Here is a 23,951-nt window from a genome sequence, read left to right on the forward strand (position 1 = left end):
TCGTCCACCGCCGGCCCGGCCACGGCGGACCCGGCACGGGACGTCCGCGCCCCGGGAGCCGGGCGCAGGGCCAGGTCACGCAGTCGAACGCAGACGCCGCCGGCCCGGTCGGTCAGGGTCAGGTCGTACCGGTCCGGGCCGACGGCACGGACGTGGGCGTACACCTGGTCCGGTAGGGGCGCGAAAACCTCGGCGGCGGCGAGCGCGAACGGCACCATCGCCGGCCCGTCGGTGGGGTCCCGCAGCACCGCGAACGTGTGCAGTGCACCGTCGAGCAGGGCGGGCGGCAGCGCGCAGCCGGCGAACGGGGCGGCCTCGGTGGGCAGGCGCAGGCTGGCCAGCGCCTCCCCGGTGCCCGACACGATCCATTCGACGGCTCGCAGGGCGGGGCCGTAGACCAGGCCGGCAGCGGCGAGGTCGGCGTAGACGGCCGCTCCGTCGTGCCGGTGCGGCAGGGCCGTCCGGATCCGCTCGACCGCGACGGGCTCCGGCACGACGCCGGTCAGTGTCTCGACGCCCCCCTCGGCCACCAGGTCACCGGCGTCGTCGAGCAGGGAGAAGACCAGGCCGGTGCCGTCGCTGCGCAGCCGGGTCGCGAGGCAGCGGGTGGCATCGGCGACCACGAAGGGGCGCAGCCAGCGGACATCGCGCAGGCGGACCGGCACCGGGTGGCCGACGGTCGCGGCGGCCGCCCGGGCCATCTCCAGGACCGCCGCGGCGGGAAGCAGGCGCATGTCGCCGACGCGGTGTCCGTCGATCAGCGGATGCCCGGGTGGGAACGTGGTTCGGTAGGTCAGCCCGGTCATGCTGCCGGCCGGATCGATCGCGCCCAGCAGCGGGTGCGTGGCCGGGCCGGCCGTCGGCGGCGCCCAGGTCTGCTCGGTGATCCAGCAGCGCAGTTCCTCGAACGGGTATCCGGGCAGCGGCAGCCGCCGACCGGTGCCGCCCCAGTCGACTGTCGCGCCGGCGGTCCAGGCCGCCGCCAGGTCCGGAAGGTCCGTGCCGGCCGGAACGACGGCGCGGGAGGCGTTGCGGCCACGGACGCTACCCGTCCACACGCCGTCTCCGGTGCCCGCGCGCAGCCGGTCGACCAGTTCGTCCGCCGTCGAGGCGAGCACCACCATGCGGTCGGCCCATGCCTCGCGCCCCTGTTGCAGGGTGTACGCCACGTCGGCGAGCCGGTCGGCGGGACCGTCGGCCACGGCGTCGGCGAGCCGCCCGGCCAGCAGGCGCAGGCTTTCCGGCGTACGGGCCGACAGCGGGAAGAGCCGGGGGCGCGGCGCGACGGCCGCAGAGGGCTCGGCGAGGTGTTCCTCGACCACCAGGTGGGCGTTGGCTCCGCCCGCGCCGAACGAGCTGATGCCGGCGCGGCGTGGCCGCCCATCCGGGCGGGGCCAGGGGGCCACCTCGGTCTGCACCCGCAGCGGCGTGGAGGCGAAGTCGATGTTCGGGTTCACCGGGTCCGCGTGCAACGACGGTACGAGTTCCCCGTGCCGGATCTGCAGGAGCACCTTGCAGAGTCCGGCCATCCCGGAGGCCGACTCGAGATGGCCGATGTTGGATTTCACCGAGCCGATCGGCAGGCTGTCCCGGGGCAGGCCGGAGGCGTCCAGAGCGCGGGCCAGCGCCCGGATCTCCACCGGGTCGCCGAGGGCGGTACCGGTGCCGTGCGCCTCCAGGTAACCGAGCGAGGCTGCCGTGACCCCGGCCTCGGTCAGCGCCCGCTCCACGAGGTCGCTCTGGGCGACCGGGTTGGGCACGGTGAAACCGTTGGTCCTGCCGCCGTGGTTGACGGAGGTGCCGAGGATGACGCCGTGGATGTGGTCGCCGTCCCGGATGGCGGCCGACAGCGGTCTGAGCAGCACCACGCCCACGCCCTCGCCGGGCACGTAGCCGTCACCGTCCGCACCGAAGCTGCGGCACCGGCCGTCGCTGGAGGTGAAGCCGCCCTGGCCGAGGAACCGGTACTTGTAGGGGTGGACGTGCAGGTTGACACCCCCGGCGAAGGCCATCTCGGTCTCACCGGAGCGCAGGTCGCGGACGGCGAGGTGAATGGCGGTCAGCGAGGAGGAGCACATGGTGTCCACCCCGAGGCTGGGACCGGTCAGGCCCAGGGTGTACGAGACGCGGTTGGCGATGGACGCGTGCGACGACGCGCCGATCCGGCCGTCGGCGGCCTCGTGGAGCTGGTAGAGGCCGTACATGGCGCCGGCGTAGACCCCGACGCGGCGGCCCCGCAGGCCGGCCCGGGTGTGCCCGGCGTTCTCCATGGCGTGCCAGGCGGTCTGGAGGAACAGCCGCTCCTGGGGGTCGATGATCTCCGCCTCTCGCGGGGAGATGCCGAAGAAGAGCGGGTCGAAGCGGTCGATGCCCCGCAGGAAGCTGCCCCACCGGCTGTACCGGGCCGCCCGGTCCGCCGGGGTGGCCTGGTCGTAGTCACGCCAGTCCCAGCGGTCCGCCGGGATCTCGGTGATCAGGTCGCGGCCGGCCCGCAGGTTCGCCCAGAACTCGTCGAGGGTGTCGGATTCGGCGAACCTGGCCGCGACGCCGACGATCGCGATCGGCTCCGGCTGCGTGGATCCGGGCCCGGCGGGGTCGGGTTCCGGGGCCGCCACCACGGCCGGGACCACCGGCGGCTCCGGTGCCTGGTGTGTCGTCGGGACGAGTTCGGTCAGGCGGGTGCCGTGCTGATCGGCGAACCAGCCGGCGAGGCCGCGCAGGTCCTGGTATTCGAAGAAGAGGGTCTTCGGCAGCGATCCGAAGTGGTCCTCGAGCCGCCGGGTCAGGTCCATGATCAGCAGCGAGTCGATGCCGTACTGCTCGAACGCGGTGTCCGCGTCGATGTCCTCCGGCGGGTAGTCGAAGACCTCGGCCAGCACGCCCCGCAGGAATTCCTCGGCGACCGCGGTGACCGCAGCGGTGGCGTCGGCCGGCGTCGCCGCCGGGGCCGGTGCCGCTGCCGGCGCGTCGAGCAGCTGCCGGATGCGGTCCAGCTCCCCGTGCGCGACCAGCACGTGGTCACCGTCGTGGCCCAACGCCCTGTCCCAGGCGGCCAGGGCGGCCGCGGTCGGCAGTGGACGCAACCCGGAGCGGCGGACGATGCGGTCCTGCGTGGCGTCGTCGGCGTCCATCCGGATCCCGCCGTCGGCCCACAGCGACCACAGCACGCTGAGGCTGCGACCGGGGCGGTCGCTGTCGCGTCGCCAGGCGGTGAACGCGTCGAGGAAGCGGTTGGCGTAGGCGTAGTCGGCCTGTCCCGGGCTGCCCGCCCCGGACATCGAGGAGAAGCAGACGAAGAAGTCGAGCGGGTCCGTGGCCGTCGCCCGGTCCAGGGCGAGCGTGCCGTGGACCTTGGGCCCCAGCACCGCGGCGATCTCCTCGTCGGTCTTGCGCAGGAGGAACGAGTCACGGGTGACGCCGGCCAGGTGCAGCACCCCCCGCAACGGCCCGAACGTCTCACGGACCCGCGCGACCAGCCGCTCGGCCGCACCCGGCGCGGCCAGGTCGCAGGACAGGTAGTGCACGTCGATCCCGGCGGCACGCAGGACGCTCAGGTCGGCGTCGGCGGACCGCCCGGTCAGCACGTACCGCGCCGATGGCCCCAGGTGGGTGACCAGGTGTCGGCCGATCACACCGGCGCCGCCGGTGACCAGCACCGTCCCGTGCGGCGTCAGCGGCGTCGGGGCGGGTGCCGGGACGATCGGCTCCCACCGGGCCACCTGCCGGCCGCCGGCGGCGTACCGGACCCGGAACTCGTGTTCGGCGGCGGCCTCCCCGGCGGCGACCGCCCGCAGGTCGGCGTCGTCGGTGCTGATCACCGCGACCCGGAAGTCCGGATGCTCGTTGGCGATGCTGCGCGCCATGCCGTCCAGGGCCAGCAGGCGGGCGTCGGTGGCCGCACCGGACGGTCGGAACACGTGCAGCACCCGGACCGGCCGTCGGCTCGGCTGCGCGGCCCAGGCCCGGAAGAGCCGGATCAGGCCGGGTAGCGGGTCGTCGTCGCCGAGGCGGACCACCACCAGCGGGTCGGGGCTCGGGAAGGGGCTGTCCGAGCCGGGGTCCAGCACCACGGTGCGCCCCGCCGGGACAGCGGGGCGCACCGGGGCGTCCCGCCACCGTTGGGCCAGCAGGTGGGTGGCCACCGCGTCGGCCTGGTCCCTGACCGCGCGGGTGACGACACCGTGCAGCCGGACGGCGACGCGGCCGTCGGCGGCGGCGAGGGCGATGTCGTGTCCTGTACCGGTGGCGACGGCGTGGACGTACCCGTGCTCCGGCAGCGGCCCGAGGATCTCCACCCGGTCGATGGAGAAGGGCAGCTCGCGCGGGCGCGGGGCGGACGGGTCGGCGGCGGTCCAGAGCGCCGCCTGCAGCATCGCGTCCAGCAGGGAGGGGTGCAGGGTGAAGTCCTCGAACGGCAGGTCGGCGGCGTCCGGCACGCCGACCTCGGCCAGCGCCTCGCCGGGGGTGAAACGGATCCCGCGTAACCCGCGCAGGCTCGGTCCGTATCCGCCGCCGAGCGCGGTGAAGACCGCGTAGCAGTCGTCCGCCGAGGCGGTGCGGGGCAGGCGGGCACGCACCGCGGTCAGGTCGAGGCGGGCCGCCGTCGCGACGTCGTCGAAGCGCAGGGTCCCCGTCGAGCACAGCTCCCCGTCCCGGGTGCCGTCGACGCGGCGCAGCTCGTAGGCGACGCCGTCGGGGGCGGGCACCAGTCGCACCCGTATCCGGACCGGCTCGCTGGTGAGCACCACCGGTCGGGCCCAGATGACGTTCTCGACGCCCGTCGCGGTGCCGTGCCCGGCCCGGGTGGCGGCGTCGACGGCGAATTCGAGGGCGACGACGGCGGGCAGGATGCGCACCTGGCCCAGGGCGTGGTCGCGCAGGTAGAACTCGTCGCCGGTGAGGGTCCGCTCGGCCGGGTCGGCGGCGAGGGTGGCCGGCGGGTCGATCCAGTACCGGTGGGTGACCGGCGGCGGCTGCGGTAGTGACAGCCGGGCCGGCCGCCGGCCCGTGGGTTGTGGCCGGGCGATCGCGGCACCCGCGACCCACAGCCTGGCAGCCTCGTGCAGGTCGCCGGTCACGACCGGCTCACCGGTGGTGCGCGTGGCCGTGCCGGTGACGGTCCCCGTGCCGTCGCGGAGCCGTTCGGTCAGCTCCGCGACGCTGGTCACCACCACGGCGAGCCGTTCCGCCAGCTCCTCCCGGCCCGTCCACAGGGTGTTCTCGATCCGGTCGAGCGTCGTCTGCGGGTGCGCCTGCAACCATGCCACCAGCTCGGTCCGGTACCGGTCGAGCTGTTCGCGGCCGGCGGCCGACAGGACGATCAGCCGGGCGGCGCGGTCCTCGGTGCTGTTGCCCATCACTGCCTCTCCGCTTCCGCCACCACGACGTGTACGTTGCTGCCGCCCATGCCGAAGGAGCTGACGCCGGCGCGTGCCGGTACGCCCTCCGCCGGTTCCCAGGGCTGTGTCTCGGCCTGGAGCCGGAACGGGCTGCCGGTCAGATCGATCATCGGGTTGGGGGTGCGCAGGCCGACCAGGCCGGGCATCAGCCGGTGTCGCATGCTCAGCAGCACCTTCACCACTCCGGCGACACCCGCGGCGGCCTCGAGGTGGCCGATGTTGGCCTTCACCGAGCCGAGCCCGGTGCGCCCCGGCACGACCGGCAGTCCCCAGTCGCGGTACAGCTGCGCGAACGCCTCCCGCAGCGCGTCGACCTCGATCGGATCGCCGAGCGGTGTCCCGGTGCCGTGCGCCTCGACGTAGCCGATCGTGTCGGGTGGCACCGCCGCCGCCCGGTGCGCCGCGATCAGAACGTCGCGCTGAGCCTGCGGGTTGGGCACGGTCAGGGAGTGGGTGTGGCCGCCGTGGTTCTCGGCCGAACCGATCAGCACGGCGTGCACCGGATCACCGTCGGCCACCGCCCGGTCCAGCAGTTTGAGCGCCAGCAGCACCACGCCCTCGCCCCGGCCGTAGCCGTCCGCGCGCTCGTCGAAGGTCTTGCACCGGCCGTCGGGGCTGAGCATGCCGGCCCGGCGTAGGCCGGTGAACCCGTACGGGGACAGCAGCAGGTTCGCGCCGCCGGCCAGGGCCAGCTCGCAGTCGCCGAGGTGCAGGGCACGGGCCGCGCGGTGGATCGCCACCAGGGAGCTGGAGCAGGCGGTGTCGTAGACCGCGCTGGGGCCGCGCAGGTCGTACACGTACGAGATGCGGTTGGCGGCGATCGAGGCGACGTTGCCGATCAGGAAGTGGTCACCCATGTCCGGCGATCCGGGGGGCAGCAGGCTCAGGTAGTCGGCGCCGCTGAGACCGACGAAGACCCCGGTGCGGCTCCCGGCCAGCGCCGCGGGCCGAAGCCCGGCGTCGAGCAGCGCCTCGTCGGCGGCGTGCAGCAGGAGCCGGTGCTGCGGATCCATCTGACCCGCCTCGCGCGGCGAGATCCGGAACCGCGCCGCGTCGAAGGCGTCGACGTCCCGCACGAACGATCCGCGGAACCGTTCCGGGAACAGCCGCGCGGAGAAGCCGCGCCCCACCGGGTAGGGCTCGGTGAGGTCCCGGCCCTCGGCGAGGTGCGTCCAGAACTCGCGCAGCGACCCGGAGGCCGGTAACCGGCCGCCGACGCCGACGATCGCCACCGGCGGATAGCCGGTGCGCGGCGGCGGTGCGTCGGATCCGGCGACCCGGACCGGCGGTGCCGCCGCCGGCCGGGCGTCGGGTCCACTGTCCGTGACCGCTGCCGGGTGGGTGACGCCCAGGTGCGCCGCGAGGGAGGTGAGGACGGGGTGGGCGTAGAAGAGCGTGGGGCTGACCGGGACGCCGAAGCGGACGCGGACCGCCATCGCCAGGCGGGTGAAACCGACCGAGTCGAAGCCGGCCTCGCCGAGCGGCCGGTCCACCGGGATCTCGTCCGGGTCGACGGCGGCCACTCCCGCGGCCAGCTCCCGCAGGGTGGCCAGCAGCCGGCCGCTGTCGTCCGGCCGGGGTGCCCGTGGCGTCTGCGGGTGGCCGAGGTCACGGATCAGCTCGTCGAGCGGGGCGGTGGCGAGCCGGACGGTGTCGACCTTGGCGTTCGGGGTCATCGGCAGCCGGAGCAGCGGCACGGTCCGGGACGGGATCATGTACGCCGGCAGCCACTCCCCGATCCGCGTGACGACCGTCGCGGCAGCCTCGGGTTCGGCGACGACGAAGGCGACCAGGCGCGGCTGCTCGTCGCGCAGGACCACGCCCACCTCGGCGGTCACGCCGGTACGACGGATCGCCGCCTCGATCTCCCCGAGCTCGATGCGGTGGCCACGTAGCTTGATCTGCCGGTCGGCCCGGCCCAACAGCAGCATCTCGCCGTTGTCGGTCCACCGGCCCAGGTCCCCGGTGCGGTAGTGGCGCTGCCCGTCCCGCACGACGAAACGCTCGGCGGTCAGCTCGGGACGGCCCCGGTAGCCCCGGGCGACGCCGTCCCCGCCGATCAGCAGTTCCCCGGTGGCCCCGAACGGGACCGGGTCACCGTCCGGGCCGGCGAGGTGGAACGTCGTGTTCGCGATCGGGGTGCCGACCGTGATCGGCCGGTCGCGGCGTACCCGCAGCACCGAGGACCAGATCGTGGTCTCGGTCGGGCCGTACATGTTCCACAGTTCGCCGGCCCGGTCCAGCAGCTCCGCCGCCAGTTCGGCGTTCAGCGCCTCCCCGCCGCACAGCAGCCGGGGCACCCGGCCGCGCCAGCCGGCGGCCAGCAGCATCTGCCAGGTGGCCGGGGTCGCCTGGACGATCGTCGCGCCACTGTCGTCGAGCAGACGGGCGAGCGCGAAGCCGTCGCGGGTGACCTCCGCCGGTGCGAGGTGGACGGTGGCGCCCCGGGTGAGCGGCAGCAGCAGTTCCAGGCCGGCGATGTCGAACCCGGCCGTGGTGACGGCCAGCAGCACGTCGTCGTCGGCGCAGCCGGGCTGCCCGGCCATCGCGGTGAGGAAGTTGACCAGGTTGCCGTGGGTGACCTCGACGCCCTTGGGCTGCCCGGTGGAGCCGGAGGTGTACAGCACGTACGCGAGGTCGTCGTCGCGGCAGGCGACCACCGGGCCGGGGGCCGCGGTGGCGGTGCCGTCGAGCGGAATCCGGGTGCCCGGTGCCGTGGCGGGCAGGCGGTCGGCGTACGCGGGGTCGACCAGGACCGCGGCGAGGCCGGCGTCGGTGCAGATGTGGGCGAGGCGGGCGGGTGGGAAGTCCGGGTCGAGCGGCACGTAGGCGGCACCGACGGTGTGCGCCGCCAGCATCGCCGCGATCATCGCGGCCCGCCGGCCGGACAGCACGCCGACCAGGTCGCCACGGGTCACCCCGGCGGCACCGAGGGTTCGCGCCAGGGCGTGCACCCGCCCGGCCAGTTCGCCGAAGCCGGTCGTACCGTCGGCGTCGATCACCGCGACCCGCTCCGGGGCCGACGCCGCGCGGGCCAGCACGAGATCGGCCACGCTCACGTCGTGGGGCCGCCCGACCCGGGTGGCGTTGGCCCGCTCGACGAGGGCGTGCTCCTGCGCGGTGGTGAGGGCGAGGTCACCGATCCGCTGCCCCGGGTCGGCGGTGACGGCCTCGAGCAGCAGCCGGAAGTGCTCGGCCAGCCGCTCGGCCGTGGTGCGGTCGAACAGCTCACGGTCGTACTTGAAGTACACCAGCGCCGCCGGTCCGCGCACCACGACCTCGACGACCAGCGGGTTCTCGCCCTCCTGGGTCAGTTCGAGGGCGTCTCGGAAGACGGTCTGCCCGGCGGCCATGTCCTGGTCGCCGCCGACACCCTGCTGGAGGTAGAAGCCGATGTCGAAGGAGACCGCGGTGCCGGATTCGCGGCGCAGGTCGCCGACCACGGCGGCGAACGGGTAGTCGCTGTGCTCCTCGGCCTGCGCCATGTGGTCGTGCACGGCGGTCATCAGCTCGGCGAAGCTGCGCCGTGGGTCGCAGTCCACCCGCACCACCACCGGGTTGATCAGGTAGCCCACGGTGCGGTCGAACCGCTCGGAGATCCGACCGTCGGTCGGCACCATGACGCTGACGTCACGGTGGCCGGAGTGCCGGTGCAGCAGCACGCTGAGGGCACCCAGCAGCACGCTGAACGGGGTGAGCCCGGCCGCGCCGGCGGTGCGGCGGACGGCCGCCCAGCTGGCCTGCGGCAGGCGGAACTGCACCATCGCGCCGGTGTCCCCGGTGGCCGGCCCGGTCCGCCGCCGGTCGGTGATCGCGTCGAGGACGGGACCGCTGGATGCGCCGGCCAGTCGGTCGAGCCACCAGCGGCGGTGCGTTCCGGCGGCCGGCCCGTCGAGCAGTTCCTGCTGCCGGCGGACGAACTCGCGGTAGGTGGCGGCCGGTTCGACAGGTGGCAGGACGCCCGGGCCGGCAAGCGCGTCGTGGCAGGCGACGATGTCGCGCAGCACCAGGTGGCTGGAGATCCCGTCGGTGATCATGTGGTGGAACACCAGGAGCAGCAGGGTCCGGTCCCCGGGCGCCGCGATCAACCACATCCGGTGCAGTGGGTCGTGTTCCAGGTCGAACGGGGTGTGCACCAGACGTCGGACCCGGGCGGCGAACTCCCCGTCGGTGACGTGCCCCAGGTCGAGCCGCACCACCTCGACCGGCCGCTCGACGATCTCCTGCACCGGTGTGCCCCCGTCCAGGCGGACGGCGATCCGCAGCCCCGGCTGCCGCTGCACCGCGGCGACCAGGGCCCGGGTGAGCACCCCGGGGTCGACCCCGTCACCCAGCCACAGCCCCAGCGGGAGGTTGTACGAGGTGGTGCCGGGCCGGCTGGCGTGGATCGCCCAGAGTGCCGCCTGACCGCGGCTCAACGGGTACGGCCCGGCCGTCTCCGGTCCCGGACCGGTCAGGCCGCGCAACAGCGACTCGGCGACGTCGTCCGGCAGCTCACCGGCGGCGACGGCGGCGAGGATGTCCCGCAGTGCCGGGCTCATCGGCCGTTTCCCCACCGCAGGTCGGCCAGCGCGTCGTCGACCTTGACCGATCCGTCGCGCAGCCCGGCCAGCAGGGCGCCGATCCCGTTGCCCGGGGCGGGTGCCGGCGCGACGGCCGCGGGCAACGGCCCGTACGTCTCGTGCATCGTCCTGGCCAGGGCACGGACGGTCTGCCCGACGTTGAACAGACGGGTCGGTACGTCGACACCGTAGGTGGCCCCGAGGCGGCGGCTGAGGCGACGCAGGCCCAGCGAGTCCACGCCGACGTCGGAGAGCACCCGGTCGGGCGACAGCCGGTCCGGGTCCATGCCCAGGTGCGCGGCGAGCAGGTCGCGGACGTGGTCGCGCACCGCCGCCTCCGGGTCGCCGCCGGTGCCGGTCGCCGCCGGTACGGGGGCCACGGCGGTCGCCGGTGCCGGGTCCGGCGGCACCGCCTCCGGCACCGCGTCGGTGACCTGGGCCGGGTCGGCTGCGACGAGTCCGGTCGCCGCGGCCTGCACCCGGTCGAACCGTGGTCCGGGCGTGATCCAGTAGCTCTGCCGAGCGAAGGCGGAGGTGGGTGCGGCGATCCGCCGGACGGGCTCCCCCGGCCACAGGTCGGTCCAGTCGATCGCGACGCCGTCCACCCACAGCCGGGCGATCTTGTCGAGCTTCCCGGCCGTCATCACGGCGCGCAGGTACTGCCGTCCCTCGGGACCGTCCAGCAGCAACGCGGTGCCGGTCCCCCGGCCGTCGCCCACGCTGACGCCGTCGTCGCTCGTCCCGGCCAGCCACCCGGTCAGGCGTCGCACCAGGGCGGTGGTGTCGTCCGCGACCACGGCGAGCCGTTCGGCGAAGACCTCCCGGCCGGTCTGCAACGTGTAGGCCAGGGCTGCCGGGTCCACGTCGGTGGCGTCCCGCACCCAGCGGACCAGGTGTTCGGCGTACCCGCGCAGCCGCTCGGCGTCCCGGGCCGACAGCACGAACAGGTACGGTCCGGGCCGACCGGCACCGGGGTGGACACGGAACTCCTCCAGGACCAGGTGCGTGTTGACGCCGCCGAGCCCGAACGAGCTCAGTCCGGCGCGCAGCGGAACCTCCGCGCCGTCCGGGTCGACGGCCGGCCGCCACGGCTCGTTGCCGCGCAGCACGTGCAGTGGACTGCCGTCGAGCCGCAGGTGCGGGTTGAGCGTCTCCAGGTGTGGATTGCCGGGTAGTTCCCGGTGCCGCATGGCGAGCAGCACCTTGATGAGACCGGTCACCCCGGCGGCCGCCTCCAGGTGACCGGTGTTGCTCTTCACCGCGCCCAGCGCGACCCGATGTCCCCCGCCGTCGATCCCACGATCGGCGTAGAGCTGGCGGAAGGCGGTCTTGAGCCCCTCGATCTCGACCGGATCGCCCAGCTCGGTGCCGGTCCCGTGGGTCTCGACGTAGGTCACCGTGCGCGGGTCGGTCCCGGCCCGACGGTGCGCGGCGACGATGCAGGCGGCCTGGGCCGCCGGGTTCGGCGCGGTGAGCGAGTTGCTGCGCCCGCCGTGGTTGATCGCGCTACCGAGCAGCACACCGTGGATGACGTTGCCGTCGGCGAGGGCGGCGCTGAGTCGTTTGAGCACCACGATGCCGGCGCCCTCGGCGCGGGCGATGCCGTTGGCGCGGGCGTCGAAGGCCCGGCAGCGGCCGTCGGGGCTGAGCATGTCGGCCTGGCTCATGTCCACGAACAGCGTCGGCGACGCGATCACGTTGACGCCGCCGGCCAGCGCCACCGTGCACTCCCCGCTGCGGATCGCCTCCGCCGCGTGGTGCACGGCGACCAGCGACGACGAGCAGGCGGTGTCGATCGTCTCGGACGGGCCGTGCAGGTCCAGCAGGTACGACACCCGGTTGGACAGGATCGCGTGCGCCCGGCCGACGGTCTGGTACCCGTCGAGCGGCACCGCCAGGGCGTGCTGGAGTTCGAAGTAGTCGTAGGTGCTGCTGCCGACGAACACGCCGGTGTCGGAGCCGGCGAGGTCGCTGGGGCGGATGCCGGCGTCCTCGATCGCCGTCCAGGCCGCCTCGAGGACGAGACGATGCTGCGGGTCCATCGCGGTCGCCTCGGTGGGTGAGACACCGAAGAACTCGGCGTCGAACAGGTCCACCCGGCGCAGGAAGCCGCCCCAACGGGCGGTGGTGCGGAACTCGCCCGGCTCGGGGGTGCCGTGGATGCGCCGCCAGTCCCAGCGGTCCGGCGGAATCTCGGTGACCAGGTCGTCGCCGGCGACGAGGTGGGCCCAGAACTCGTCCAGGTCGTCGGAGCCGGGCAGCATGCCGGCCATTCCGACGATCGCCACCCCGTCCGCTGCGGTCGGCTGCGGGTCCGGGGCGGGCCCGGTCAGCACGGCCGGACCGGCGATCCGGGGGGCCACGCTGACCGCAGCGGCCGGGGTCGGCGCGGCCGGGGTCGGGGGACGGTGGTGGCGGGCCAACTCCGCCCCGTACTCGTCGAGGATCTTCGCCACCAGCTCCCTGGCGGTGGACACCCCGAAGAACGCCGCGGGGGTCGCGTCCAGGCCCCATCGCACGTTCACCTGGTGACTGAGCCTGGTGTACATGATGGAGTCGAAGCCGAACCGGTTGAGCTGGTCGTCCTCGCCCAGTTCGGCCACGCTGAGCCCGGCCACCGCACGCACCATGGCCAGCAGCTCGGTGGCCACCGTCTCCCGCCAGGGCTCCGGGGCCCAGACGGCGGGTGTCTGGCCCGTCGTCTCCACGCCGATCCCGTTCAGGGCGCTCTCGGTGCCCGACATGACCACCACCTGAATCTCCGACCGGTCGAGCACGCCGGCCAGCACCTCGATGCCCGTACCGGGCGGGAGCGGATGGAAACCTGCCGCGGCCAACCGGCCCCGGTGCCGCTCGGTGAGCATCGAGCCCGACCACGGTCCCCAGTTCAGGACCCGGACGGGGTACGGCAGCCGGGCGGCGAGCGCGTGGCCGATGGCGTCCTGGGCGGTGCAGGCGGCGGCGTAGGTGGCCTGGCCCGGATTGCCGAGGAACGACTGGAGCGAGGAGAAGATCGCGAAGAAGTCCAACCGGCGGTCACCGATCGCCTCGGCCACGGCCAGCGTGGTCCGGGTCTTCGCGATGAGCCCTTCGACGAACCAGTCCTCGTCCAGCGCGGCGAGCGACCGGTCACGTGCCACCGTGGTCGCGTGCACGACCCCGTGGACCACGCCGAGCCGGTCGAACACCGCCCGCATCCGGTCGGCGTCGCGGGCGTCCGCCTGCTGGAAATCCACAAGGGTCCCGGTCGGGTCGAGGGCGCTGATCCGGGCTGCCCGGTCGCCCGTAGGGCGGGTCCGTCCGACCAGAACCACCCGGGCGTGGTGGCTGCGGACCAGGTGTTCGGCCACGTCCAGGCCGACATCCCCGGCCCCGCCGACCAGCACGTACGTCCCGCCGTCGCGGAACACGGGACGGGTACCGACGTCGTGCAGCGGTTGGAGCACCCGCCGGTACCAGCGGCCCGAACGCAACGCGTAGTCGCCGGGCGTGGCGGCCGCGACCAGCGTCGCGTCGCCGGGGCCGACGTCGATCGCGCTGACCCGCCACCGCTCGCACTCGCGGCGGGTCGATTTCACGAGCCCGTGCGCGGCCGCCGCGACCGGGTCGACGACCGGTCCGTCCACCGCGGCAGCGGCCCGGGTGACCACGGTCAGCGTGAGGTCGCCCGCGCCACCGGGCCGGGTCTGCAGGTGCCGGATCACCCGGAACAGGTGCAGGACGGCCGGCTCGCCGCCGGTGACGACCGCGTGCACCACGGCGGGTGTGGGCAGCGAGTCCAGCGACGCGGAGGTGACCCGGTGCACGTCGGCGGCCGGGTAGTCGCCGTCGCCGAGCAACCAGACGGTCCCGGTCGCCGGCAGGTGGGTTCCCATGTCCGCGATCTGCCGCCAGCGCGGTGCATAGCTGACCGCCGGTTCACCGGGCCCGGCAACCGCCTCCGGCCGGGGGTCGGTCCAACATCGACGTCGCTCGAACGGGTAGGTGGGTAGCGGGATCAGGGTGCCGCCGGTGTCCGGCCAGTCGATGTCGGCGCCGGCCGTCCACCGGTCGGCCGCCGTGACGCCGTCGGGGTGGGCCAGCGCGGCGTGGGCGGTGCCGTCGATCGCCGCGGTCAGGGCCGCGACGAGCGTCGCCCGGTCCCCGGCGGTCACCGCCAGCCGCACGGTCATGGCGTCCCGGCCGTGCTGCAGCGTGTACGCCACGTCCGCCAGGTCGACGTCGGTGTCCACGGCGGCACGCAGCGCCAGCGCGTAGCGGTGCAGCGCCTGCGCGGTGCGGGCCGACAGTGGGAACACCCACGGGCCGGTCGACGCCGCCGGGACGGCCGGGGCTGCCGGCTCCTCCACCACGACGTGGGCGTTGACCCCGCCGTACCCGAAGGAGCTGACCCCGGCGCGGCGTCGGCCGCCCGGCGGCCGGTGCCACGGCGTCGCCTCGCGGATCAGCTGGAACGGGCCGCCGTCCAGCCGCAGGTGCGGGTTCGGTTCGCCGAGCCCGGCCACCGGCGGCAGGACGCCGTGCCGCATCGCCAGCAGGACCTTGAGCAGTCCGGCCACGCCTGCGGCGGACTCCAGATGGCCGATGTTCGCCTTGACCGCGCCGAGTGCGCAGAACGGGTCGTCGGGCAGCGGCCGGCCGTGGCGGCGTGCCAGCTCGTCGAAGGCCATCCGCAGCCCGTTGACCTCGACCGGGTCGCCCAGCTCGGTGCCGGTGCCGTGGGTCTCCAGATATCCCACGGTGGCCGGATCGACGTCCGCCTCCGTGTAGGCGCGCACGATCATCGCGGCCTGTCCGGCCGGGTTGGGCGCGGTCAGCGACCGGGCCCGACCGCCGTGGTTGACCGCCGAGCCCAGCAGCAGCCCGCGGATCAGGTGCCGACCCGCCGCGCCGGCCCGGGTGAGCACGACCAGGCCCAGCCCCTCACCCCGGACGAAACCGTCGGCCCGGGCGTCGAACGCCTGGCAGCGCCCGGACGGGCTGAGCATGCCGGTGCGGCTGAGCAGCACATGGTTGTGCGGCGACAGGATCAGGTTGACGCCTCCGGCCACCGCGACGTCACACTCCCCGGCACGCAGCGCCGCGGCGGCACGGTGGATCGCCACCAGGGAACTCGAACAGCCGGTGTTGACGGGCTCGCTCGGGCCGCGCAGATCCAGCAGGTAGGACACCCGGTTGACCAGGATGGAGTGTGCGGTCGCGGTGGCGGCGTACGCGTCGACGGGCCGGCCCGAGCTGCGGCGGATCTCGTCGTAGTCGCTGGATCCGACGCCGACGAACAGCCCGACCGGTCGACCGGCGAGGGTGCCCGGCGGCAACCCGGCGTCCTCCAGCGCGCTCCACACCCCCTCCAGCAGCAGGCGCTGCTGGGGGTCCATGCCGTCGGCCTCCTCCGGCGAGATGCCGAAGAACAGCGGGTCGAACCGGTCGACGTCGCCGATGAAGCCGCCGCGCCGGGCGTGTACGCCGTCGGGCAGGGACCGCCAGTCCCACCGGTCCGCGGGCACGTCGCCGACCAGATCGGCACCGGCCACGATGTTGTTCCAGAAGGCGTCCAGGTCGGGGCTGCCGGGCAGTCGCGCGGCCAGGCCGATCACCGCGATGTGGTCGTCGGCTCCGGTCCGCCGCGCGGGCTCCGGCCGCCTTTCGGCCCGCGCCGTCTCCGGTACGGCCTGCGGGTACCGGTCGCGCAGCAGTGCGGCGTGGTCCCGCCCCAGCCGGGCGACCAGTGCGCGCAGGGTGGCGGTCTCGTAGAACAGGGCGGGCGTGACGTCGAAGCCGAAGGTGTCGTTGAGCCGCCCGGCGAGCAGGCTGTAGCTGACCGAGTCGAACCCGTAGTCCCCGATCTCGGTGTCCAGGTCGAGATCCTCGACGGGGATTCCGGAGGCCGCCGCGGTGAGCGCCAGCAGTTCGGCGGTGAACGGGGCGTCGTCGGGTGCCGGGGCCTGTGCCGCGACCTGCCCGGGTGCCGGTGCCGGTTCGTCGACGGGTGCCGCGGCGGCGGCCACGATGACGTGCTGGAAGTTCCGGGAGGTCGTTGCCTCCCCGGGCACCGCCCGGACCCGGGCGTAGCCGGCTGCGCTGAGCACCGCGTCCCAGCCCGATACGCTCAGCAGCGGCGACCCGGGCAGTCGCAGCCGGGTGTCGGTGTGTGCCCACCAGCCGTCGAACAGTCCGTAGGTGACGGTGGCGGCCAGGGTGACCGTGGTCAGCTCGTTGAGCAGCAGTTGCCCGTCGGGGCGCAGCACGGCGCGCAGGTGCCGTGCCGCGCGGCTCACGTCCGAGGTGGCGTGCAGGACGTTCGCCCCGACCACGAGATCGAACCCGGCTGCGGGGAACCCCTGGGCGACCAGGTCGAGGTCGAGATCCAGCCGCTTGAACCGCACGAACGGGTACCGTCCGCCGAACTCGCGGCGACCGTGCGCCAGGAAGGCCACCGACAGGTCGGTGTACCAGTACTCCAGGTGCTCGCCGTGGGCGGCCAGGGCATGCAGCAGACCGGCGGTGGTGCCACCGGTGCCCGAGCCGACCTCCAGGATCCGGATCCGGTCGTCGGGGCGCAGCCGTCCCCGGCGGTGGTCGACGTGTTCCAGCAGCCGTGCGGTGAGCAGGTCGTTGTACAGGTCGCTGATCGGGTTCCCCCGGTAGATCTGTTCCATGGCGGTGGTGCCCGAGGCGGGGAACAGCAGGTCGGTGGCGAGCAGCTCGCCGCGGAGCAGCTCCGGGTAGTGGTCGAGACAGCGACGCAGCAACTCGACGAAGACCGCGGAGTCGGGGTTCGCGGCGGCCAGCTCGTCGAGGCGCGCGCCGTGGCCGCCGGCCAGAGCGTCGGTGAGCGCCGCCGGTTCGGGTCGGAGCCGACCCTCGTGGACGGTGAGCACACCGCCGTCGGCGAGCATGGTCAGCAGGGTGTGCAGCAGGCGCTCGTAGCGGGCGGCGACACCCACCCGGCGGGCGACCTCGGCCGCGTCCGGGTCGGGTCCGCGCCAGGCGTGCATCTCGTGCAGCAGGGCCAGCAGCGCGCTGCGGGCGATGGCGGTCAGCTGCCCGTCGACGGTGTGGAAGTCGTCGACGACCGTCCGTTCGGTGTCGGTCAATCCGTCGGTGGCGACCACGACCGTTGTCGTCCCTTCGCTGGCGGTCATCCGCTCCCGTAACGCGGCGGTGCCGGGCACCACCACGAGTTGGGGGGCCGGTCGGCGCAACGCCTCGGTCAGCGTGCCGAAACCGGTTTCGGCGGTGATGGAGTGGAAACCGGCGGCGGTCAACTCGGCGCGGTGCCGGTCGGTGGCGACCGAACCGACCGTCCCCCAGAAGCCCCAGTTGATGGCCCGGACCGGGTACGGCAGACGCCCGTCGAGGGCGTGCGCGTAGGCGTCCAGGAAGGTGGAGCCGGCAGCGTAGTTGCCCAGGCCGGGCTCGCCGAGGAAGGACTGGGCGGAGGAGAAGAAGAGCAGGAAGTCGAGTTCCCGCGCGCCGATGGCGTCGATCAGGGCGGCGGCGACGCCGGACTTGGCGCCCAGGCTCTCGACGAGATCGTCGTCGGTGAGGTCGCGGACCAGCCGGGAGCGCTGGACCATCGCGGCGTGCATGATCCCGTGCACCGTGCCGGCCCGTTCCAGCACCACGGCGAGCTGCCCGACGTCACGGGCGTCGGCGCGCAGGTAGCGGATCCCGTGCTCGGCCGCGAGGTCGGGTCGCTCCCGGCGGCCGACCAGCACCACCTCCGCGCCCCGGTCCGCCACGAGTTTCCGGGCGAGGGCCAGGCCGATCCCGCCGCCACCACCGACGATCAGGTAGCGGCCGCCGCGGCGCAGCAGATCGGGACCGCGCGGGGTGGGAGCCGGGCGCAGTGTCAGCCGGTGCGGGGTCGCCCCGGTGTAGGCGACCCGGGTGCCGCGTCGCACCGGGGCGAGCAGGCCGGCGGACACGTGGGCCGGGTCGACGTCGACAGCCGCGACCGACCAGCCCGGATGTTCGTTCTCCAGCACCCGGGTGAGGCCGAGGACCCCGGCCACGTAGGGGTCGGTGAGCTGCCGTCCGGGCGGGGCGGCGGCGCCGACGGTGACCACGACCCAGTGCAGCTCGGGCAGGTGCGCCCAGCGACGGGCGTAGGCGGCCAGCGCGCGTACCCCGGCCGCCTCGCCGTCGGCGACCCGCGTGGTCTCGGTGCCTACGGTGGGCGCCGACCCGGTGAGCAGGTAGATCACTGCCGGGTCGCCGGTGACGCTGCCGCCGAGTTCGACGAGCTGCGCGCCGGGATGCCTGGCGGCCAGGCCGGTCGCCAGTCTCTCGCGTCCGGGCGCGTAGAGCACCAGAACCGGCCCGTGCGTGGGCACCGGCTCGGGGTTGGCGCACACCTGCCACGACGGAACGTCGGCGTCGCACGGCACCGGTTCCCGGTGTCGTGCCGCCTCATCTGCCCCGGCAGCACGGGTCGCGTCGACGGCACCGGTCGCGTCACCGGCAGGGATCGCGTCGACGGCACGGGTCGCGTCGGTGTCCGTCCCGACCCAGCACCGCACCCGGGCGAACGGGTAGCCGGGCAGGGCGACCTTGCGTGCCCGCCGTTCGCGGTGCAGCGCCCGCCAGTCCGGGGCGGCACCGGTCACCCAGGCCGCGGCCAGGGTGTCCGGGTCGGTCGACGCGGGCGCGGTGGCCGGCGTCGTGGCGCGGCCCCGGTGGACACGCGACTCGTCACCGGTCAGGAAGGCCCGCAGCGCCGCCCGCAACTCCTCGACGTCGGTGGCCACCACGGCCAGCCGCTCGACCATCGCGTCGCGCCCCACCTGGGTGGTGTAGGCGACGTCCGCGAGCGAGGTGCCGCCGCCCAGTGCCCGGGCCACGGCGGCCAGGCTGGACTGGGCGTCCATCCGGGGCACCCGTCCGTCGCTGCGGGCGGCCACCGCCTGCATGAGCCGGCGCAGATCGTCCGCGTCCATACCCAGGTCCTCGAAGGAGGCGTCCGGGTCGGCGTCGCTGAGCCCGGCCGCGTCGGCGAGTTCCGTCAGCCGGTCCCCGGCGGGCAGTTCGGTGTACCGCTCGGCGAGCAGGCGCAGGGCCTGCGGGGTACGTGCGGACAGCAGCACCACCTGCGGCCCGGTCCCTGTTTCCGGGGCGGGTTGCGGGTACTCCTCGACGATGACGTGGGCGTTGCTGCCCCCGGCGCCGAACGCGCTGATCCCGGCCCGCCGGGGCAGGCCACCCGGGCTGTGCCACCGTTCGGTCTGCTGTTGGACGCTGAGCGGTGAGTGCTCCCAGTCGATCGCCTCGTTCGCCGGGCGCGCGTGCAGCGAGGGCACCAGGGTGCGGTGCCGCAGTTGCAGCAGCACCTTGGTGAACGCGGCGATCCCGGCGGCGGATTCCAGGTGGCCGATGCCCGACTTCACCGAGCCGAGTCGGGTGGTCCCGGTGTCGAAGACCTGGCTGAGGGCGGAGATCTCCACGGGATCGCCGAGGGCGGTGCCGGTGCCGTGCGCCTCGAGGTAGCTCACCGTGGCCGGGTCGACCCCGGCGCGGCGTAACGCCTGCCTGAGCACGTCGGCCTGTGCCGACGGGTTCGGGACGAAGAATCCGCTGGCGCGTCCGCCGTGGTTGACCGCGCTGCCCTTGATCACCGCGAGCACCCGGTCCCCGTCCGCCACGGCGTCCGCGAGGGGTTTCAGGACGACGACACCGACGCCCTCACCCGGGACGTACCCGTCGCCGCCGGCGCCGAAGGCCCGGCACCGTCCGTCCGACGAGACGAACCCGACCTGGCTCAGGTGCAGGTACTTGTACGGGTGGACGATCAGGTTCACCCCGCCGGCCAGCGCCAGCCCGCTCTCCCCGCAGCGGAGGCTCTCGCAGGCCAGGTGCAGCGCCGTCAGCGAGGACGAGCACATGGTGTCCACCGCGAGGCTGGGGCCGCGCGCGTCGAGGAAGTAGGAGACCCGGTTGGCGACCGACGACGCGAACGACGTCGGTAGCACCGGTAGTCGGTCCTCGGCGCCGAGGCCGAGCATCTGGTACTGGGTGAACATGACACCGGCGAACACGCCAACGGGTCGGCCGGCGACGGCCGTGCGGGTGATCCCGGCATCCTCCAACGCGTGCCACGCCACCTGCAGGAACAGCCGCTCCTGCGGGTCCATGCCCTCGGCCTCGCGCGGCGTGATCCGGAAGAACGCGGGGTCGAACTCGTCGATCCCGTCGAGGAATCCACCCCACTTGCTGTACGAACGCCCGGGGGCCGGCTCCGGGGCGAAGAAGCCGTCCAGCCGCCAGCGCTGCTGCGGGATCTCGGTGACGCAGTCGCGTCCGTCGAGCAGGTTCGCCCAGAACCGGTCGAGGTCGGCAGCCATCGGGTAGCGGCCCGCCACGCCGATCACGGCGATGTCCCGGTCGGACGACCCGGATCCGCGCACGGTGGCCCGGTCAGGTTCCCCGGACGTCGACGGGCGGGAGGCACGCAGGCCGTCCGTGGGTGGTGCCGCGGTCGTGACCGCCGAGGGGGTGGCGGGCTCGCGCAGGCCCAGTGCCCGACGGGCCTGGTCGGGTCGGCCGTGCAGCACGATGATCTCGGTGCCCCGGTGGTCCCGGATCGCGTCGAGGACCGCGAGACCCGTCTCGGTCGGCAGGGGCGTCTGCCCCTGGTGGCGGAACACCGCCTCGGTGGCCGGGTCGGTGCGCATGCCCCCGTCCGCCCACAGCGGCCAGGCGACGGAGGTGAGCCCGTGCTCGCGTGCGTAGGCGTCGACGAAGGCGTTCGCCGCCGCGTAGTCCGCCTGCCCGATGTTGCCCGCCACCCCGGTCACCGAGGAGAACGCGACGAAGAAGTCGAGGTCGAGGTGCCGGGTCGCCTCGTGCAACAGCACGGTGCCGCGCACCTTCGGTGCCAGCACCGCCGACAGGTCGTCCGGGGACTTCCCCGCGAGCAGGCCGTCGCGCAGGACACCCGCGGCGTGCACCACCCCGTCGAGCCGGCCGTGCCGGGCGATGATCCCGTCGACCAGCCGCCGCACGTCGGTGGCCACGGTGACGTCGGCGCGGACGAACTCGGCGGCCGGCGACTCCCGCGCCGGGTTACGCCCGGCGAGCACCACGGTGGCGCCCCGCGACGTGAGGGACGTGGCGAGCGCCCGGCCGAGGCCACCGGCCCCACCGGTGATCAGGTAGACGCCACCTGGCCGCAGCGGCTGCCCGTCGCCGGGGGTCACGTCCCGGTAGCGGCGTACGAACCGGCCGGCCTCGTGCCGTACCCAGGTCTCACCGTGATCGGCCAGTTCGGCGAGCACGGCCTGCGGGTCGGGGTCGCCCACGCACTCCACCACGGTCACCGTGAGGCGCGGTTGTTCGAGTCGGATGGTGCGGGCCATTCCCGCCACCGCCGCGGCCACCAGGGGCTGCGCCACGTGCACGACGGGCACCGGGGCGGCCAGCAACACCTGGGCGATCGCCAGCATCTCGCGGCACGCGGTCTCCACCGCCGCCGGGAGATCGTCGCCGGCCGGCGGCCCGACGTGCACGACCGCCCCGGGGGCGGTGGGGAGGCTGGCCAGCAGGGCTTGCAGGTCGGTCCGGTCACCGGGGCGGAGTTCGTACTCGCGGTCGCCGCACCGCCGGAAGGCCGGGCCGCGCCGGACGACGATCTGGTCGGGCCGCAGCGGGGCATCGCCGATGACGACCAGCGGTCCGATCGACGGCACGTCCGGCCGGACCGCGCCGCACCACTCGCCGGTCACGCACGCGGTGGTGTCCGGGGCGTCGTCGCGCGGTGCCGGTGTCGTGCCGCCCGGCGGAGCGGCCGGGACGAGGCCGGCCAGGTGCTCCGCGACCGCGTCGACGGTGGGGTATTCGAACAGCAACGTCGGATAGAGCGCGATGCCCCACCGCTGTTCGAAGGAACGGACCAGCGACAGCAGGTGCGTCGATTCCAGGCCGAGGTCGTAGAAGCCGCAGTCGGTCTCGACGTGCAGGTCCGGGTCGCCGGCAGCCTGCCGGACCATGGCGATGATCTCAGCGTGCAGCGAGCCGTCCGTTCCGGACGCGGCGGTGGTCACGGGAGGTGCCGGCGCGGCCGCCGGGGTGGTGAGCCGGGTGATCGCCTCGGTGGACCGGACCCGCTTGAAGACCAGGTCGCTGAAGCGGGCGGACAGCACGCCCGATCCGTCGTACAGATCGATGGCGGCCCTGACGATGTCGGCGGCCGGTCCCGCCGGGGCGAGCCGGACCGCGACGGTGCACCCGTCACCGAGGGGTCGGGTCGCCCGGAACTCCCCGATGTGCAGCGGGATCAGGGGCCGTGCGTCGGCGTCGGCACCGGCGAAGGCCAGCGCGTACGCCTGCATGGTGGACCCGTCGAGCAGCGCGGGGTGCAGCATGAAGTCGTCCACCGTGGCCCGTGCCGCGGTGCCGAGCGCGAGCTGCGCCACCACCGTGTCCGCCTCGACCCGCAGCGTGCCGTGGCAGCGCATGAAGGCACGGTGTTCGATTCCGACGGACCTGCCGGTCGCGTAGACCTCGCCGACGTCGCGCGGCGTGGTGGTTCCCGCCGGTGGTGCCGACCCGGTCAGGGCCGGCAGGCCCGTACGGACGGTGGCCCGGAGGTGGGTGGTGGTGTCGTCGGCCGGGACACCATCCGCGACCCGCCGGCTGGTGGCGGTGACCCGCACGACCTCGCCGTCCGGTTCCAGCGCGACCGTGACCTCCCGGTCGACGTCCCCACCAGTGGTCAGCGGGCTGACGAAGAGGACGTCGCTGAGCCCGACACCGCCCGGCTCGATGCCGCACTCGTCGAGCAGGCGGTACACGATGTCGAGGAAGGTCACCCCGGGCAGGGTGCGCACCCCGTGGACCCGGTGGTCGTCGACGATCGGATGGTTCCCGGTCACCCGCAGACGGCAGCTGACGGCCGGAAGGTCCACCCGGTGGCCTGCCGGTGGGTACGGCTCGACGCGGGGGGTCGGTTCGTGCGTGGCGGTGACGGGCGTGACGGTCAGGTCCAGTCGCGCCGGTCGAAGCGGTGTCGCGACGGGGTGGGCCGGGCCCGTCCGGGTGGCGGTGTCGCGGGGCCAGAACCGACGACGCCGGTACGTGGGCGGCGCGAGCGGAGCCCGACCGGTCCCTTCGGGTGCGCCGGGGCCGAGCACGACGTGGGCGTTGGTGCCGCCGAATCCGAACGCGCTGACCGCGACGCGGCTGCCGGCGGGCAACTGCGTCGTCGTGCGCGCCGGGAAGAACGGCGACTCGGCGAACGCGAACCGTGGATTGGGCCGCGCGCAGTGCAGGGTCGGGGCGATCAGCCCGTACCGGAGCGTCTGCACGGCCTTGATGAATCCGGCGATTCCTGCCGCGCTGAGCAGGTGGCCCATCGAACTCTTGACGCTGCCGATGCCGCAGTAGGCCCGGTCGTCGGTGTGTCGCCGGTAGACGGCGGTCAGCGCCTGCAACTCGATCGGGTCACCGATCATGGTGCCCGTGCCGTGCGCCTCGACGTACCCGATGGTGCGCGCGTCGATCCCGCCGCGGGCCAGCACCTCGGTGATCAGGGCCCGTTGGGCAGGACCGCTGGGGGTGGTGTGGCCCATCGTGCGCCCGTCGTTGTTGACGCCTGAGGATTCGATGACCGCCAGGACCCGGTCGCCGTCACGTTGCGCGTCGTCGAGCCGCTTGAGCAGCACCAGCCCGGCGCCCTCGCCCGGAACGAACCCGTCGGCGGACTCGTCGAAGGTGCGGCACCGTCCGGTCGGCGACAGCGCGCTGCCGGCGCTGAGCATGAGGTACGGCTCCTCGTCGAGCAGCAGGTCGACACCGCCGGCCAGGGCCAGCTCGGACTCGCCCAGCAGCAGGCTCTGCACCGCCAGGTGCACGCTGACCAGCGCCGAGGAGCACGCGCTGTCGACCACGAGATTCGGGCCGGTCAGGTCGAGAAAGTGCGACACGTGCGCCGCGATGTAGTTCTGGTTGATCCCGACGATGGACTCGCGGGTCAGCGGGCGCAGGTAGGTGC

Annotated in this window: 3 protein-coding genes (2 of these 3 only partly in view); all 3 read right to left on the minus strand. The window is 74.2% G+C overall.

Annotated elements, in window-relative coordinates:
* Tightly spaced (each overlapping or abutting the next), the 3 genes in view from ACN265_RS18405 to ACN265_RS18415 form a layout consistent with a single transcriptional unit that may run on beyond the window.
* Positions 1 to 5,357: the beginning of an L-histidine N(alpha)-methyltransferase gene (locus ACN265_RS18405; protein WP_421408691.1), read on the minus strand. The gene continues 13,687 nt to the left of window position 1, outside the view; the window shows 5,357 of its 19,044 coding nt (coding positions 1-5,357); it begins with the start codon at positions 5,355 to 5,357; its stop codon lies beyond the left edge, outside the window.
* Positions 5,357 to 9,940, minus strand: a complete 4,584-nt coding sequence (locus ACN265_RS18410) for an amino acid adenylation domain-containing protein (RefSeq protein WP_421408692.1) — start codon at positions 9,938 to 9,940, stop codon at positions 5,357 to 5,359. The genes ACN265_RS18405 and ACN265_RS18410 overlap by 1 nt, the downstream gene beginning before the upstream one ends.
* Positions 9,937 to 23,951 carry the 3' portion of an SDR family NAD(P)-dependent oxidoreductase gene (locus ACN265_RS18415; RefSeq protein ID WP_421408693.1) on the minus strand. It continues 4,837 nt past the right edge of the window, so only the last 14,015 of its 18,852 coding nucleotides appear in the window; the start codon falls outside the window, past its right edge — the gene reads right to left on this strand; the stop codon is at positions 9,937 to 9,939. Before ACN265_RS18415 ends, ACN265_RS18410 begins: the two co-directional genes overlap by 4 nt.

The sequence above is a fragment of the Micromonospora sp. WMMD730 genome (assembly GCF_049178955.1).
Taxonomy (GTDB): Bacteria; Actinomycetota; Actinomycetes; order Mycobacteriales; family Micromonosporaceae; genus Micromonospora; species Micromonospora wenchangensis.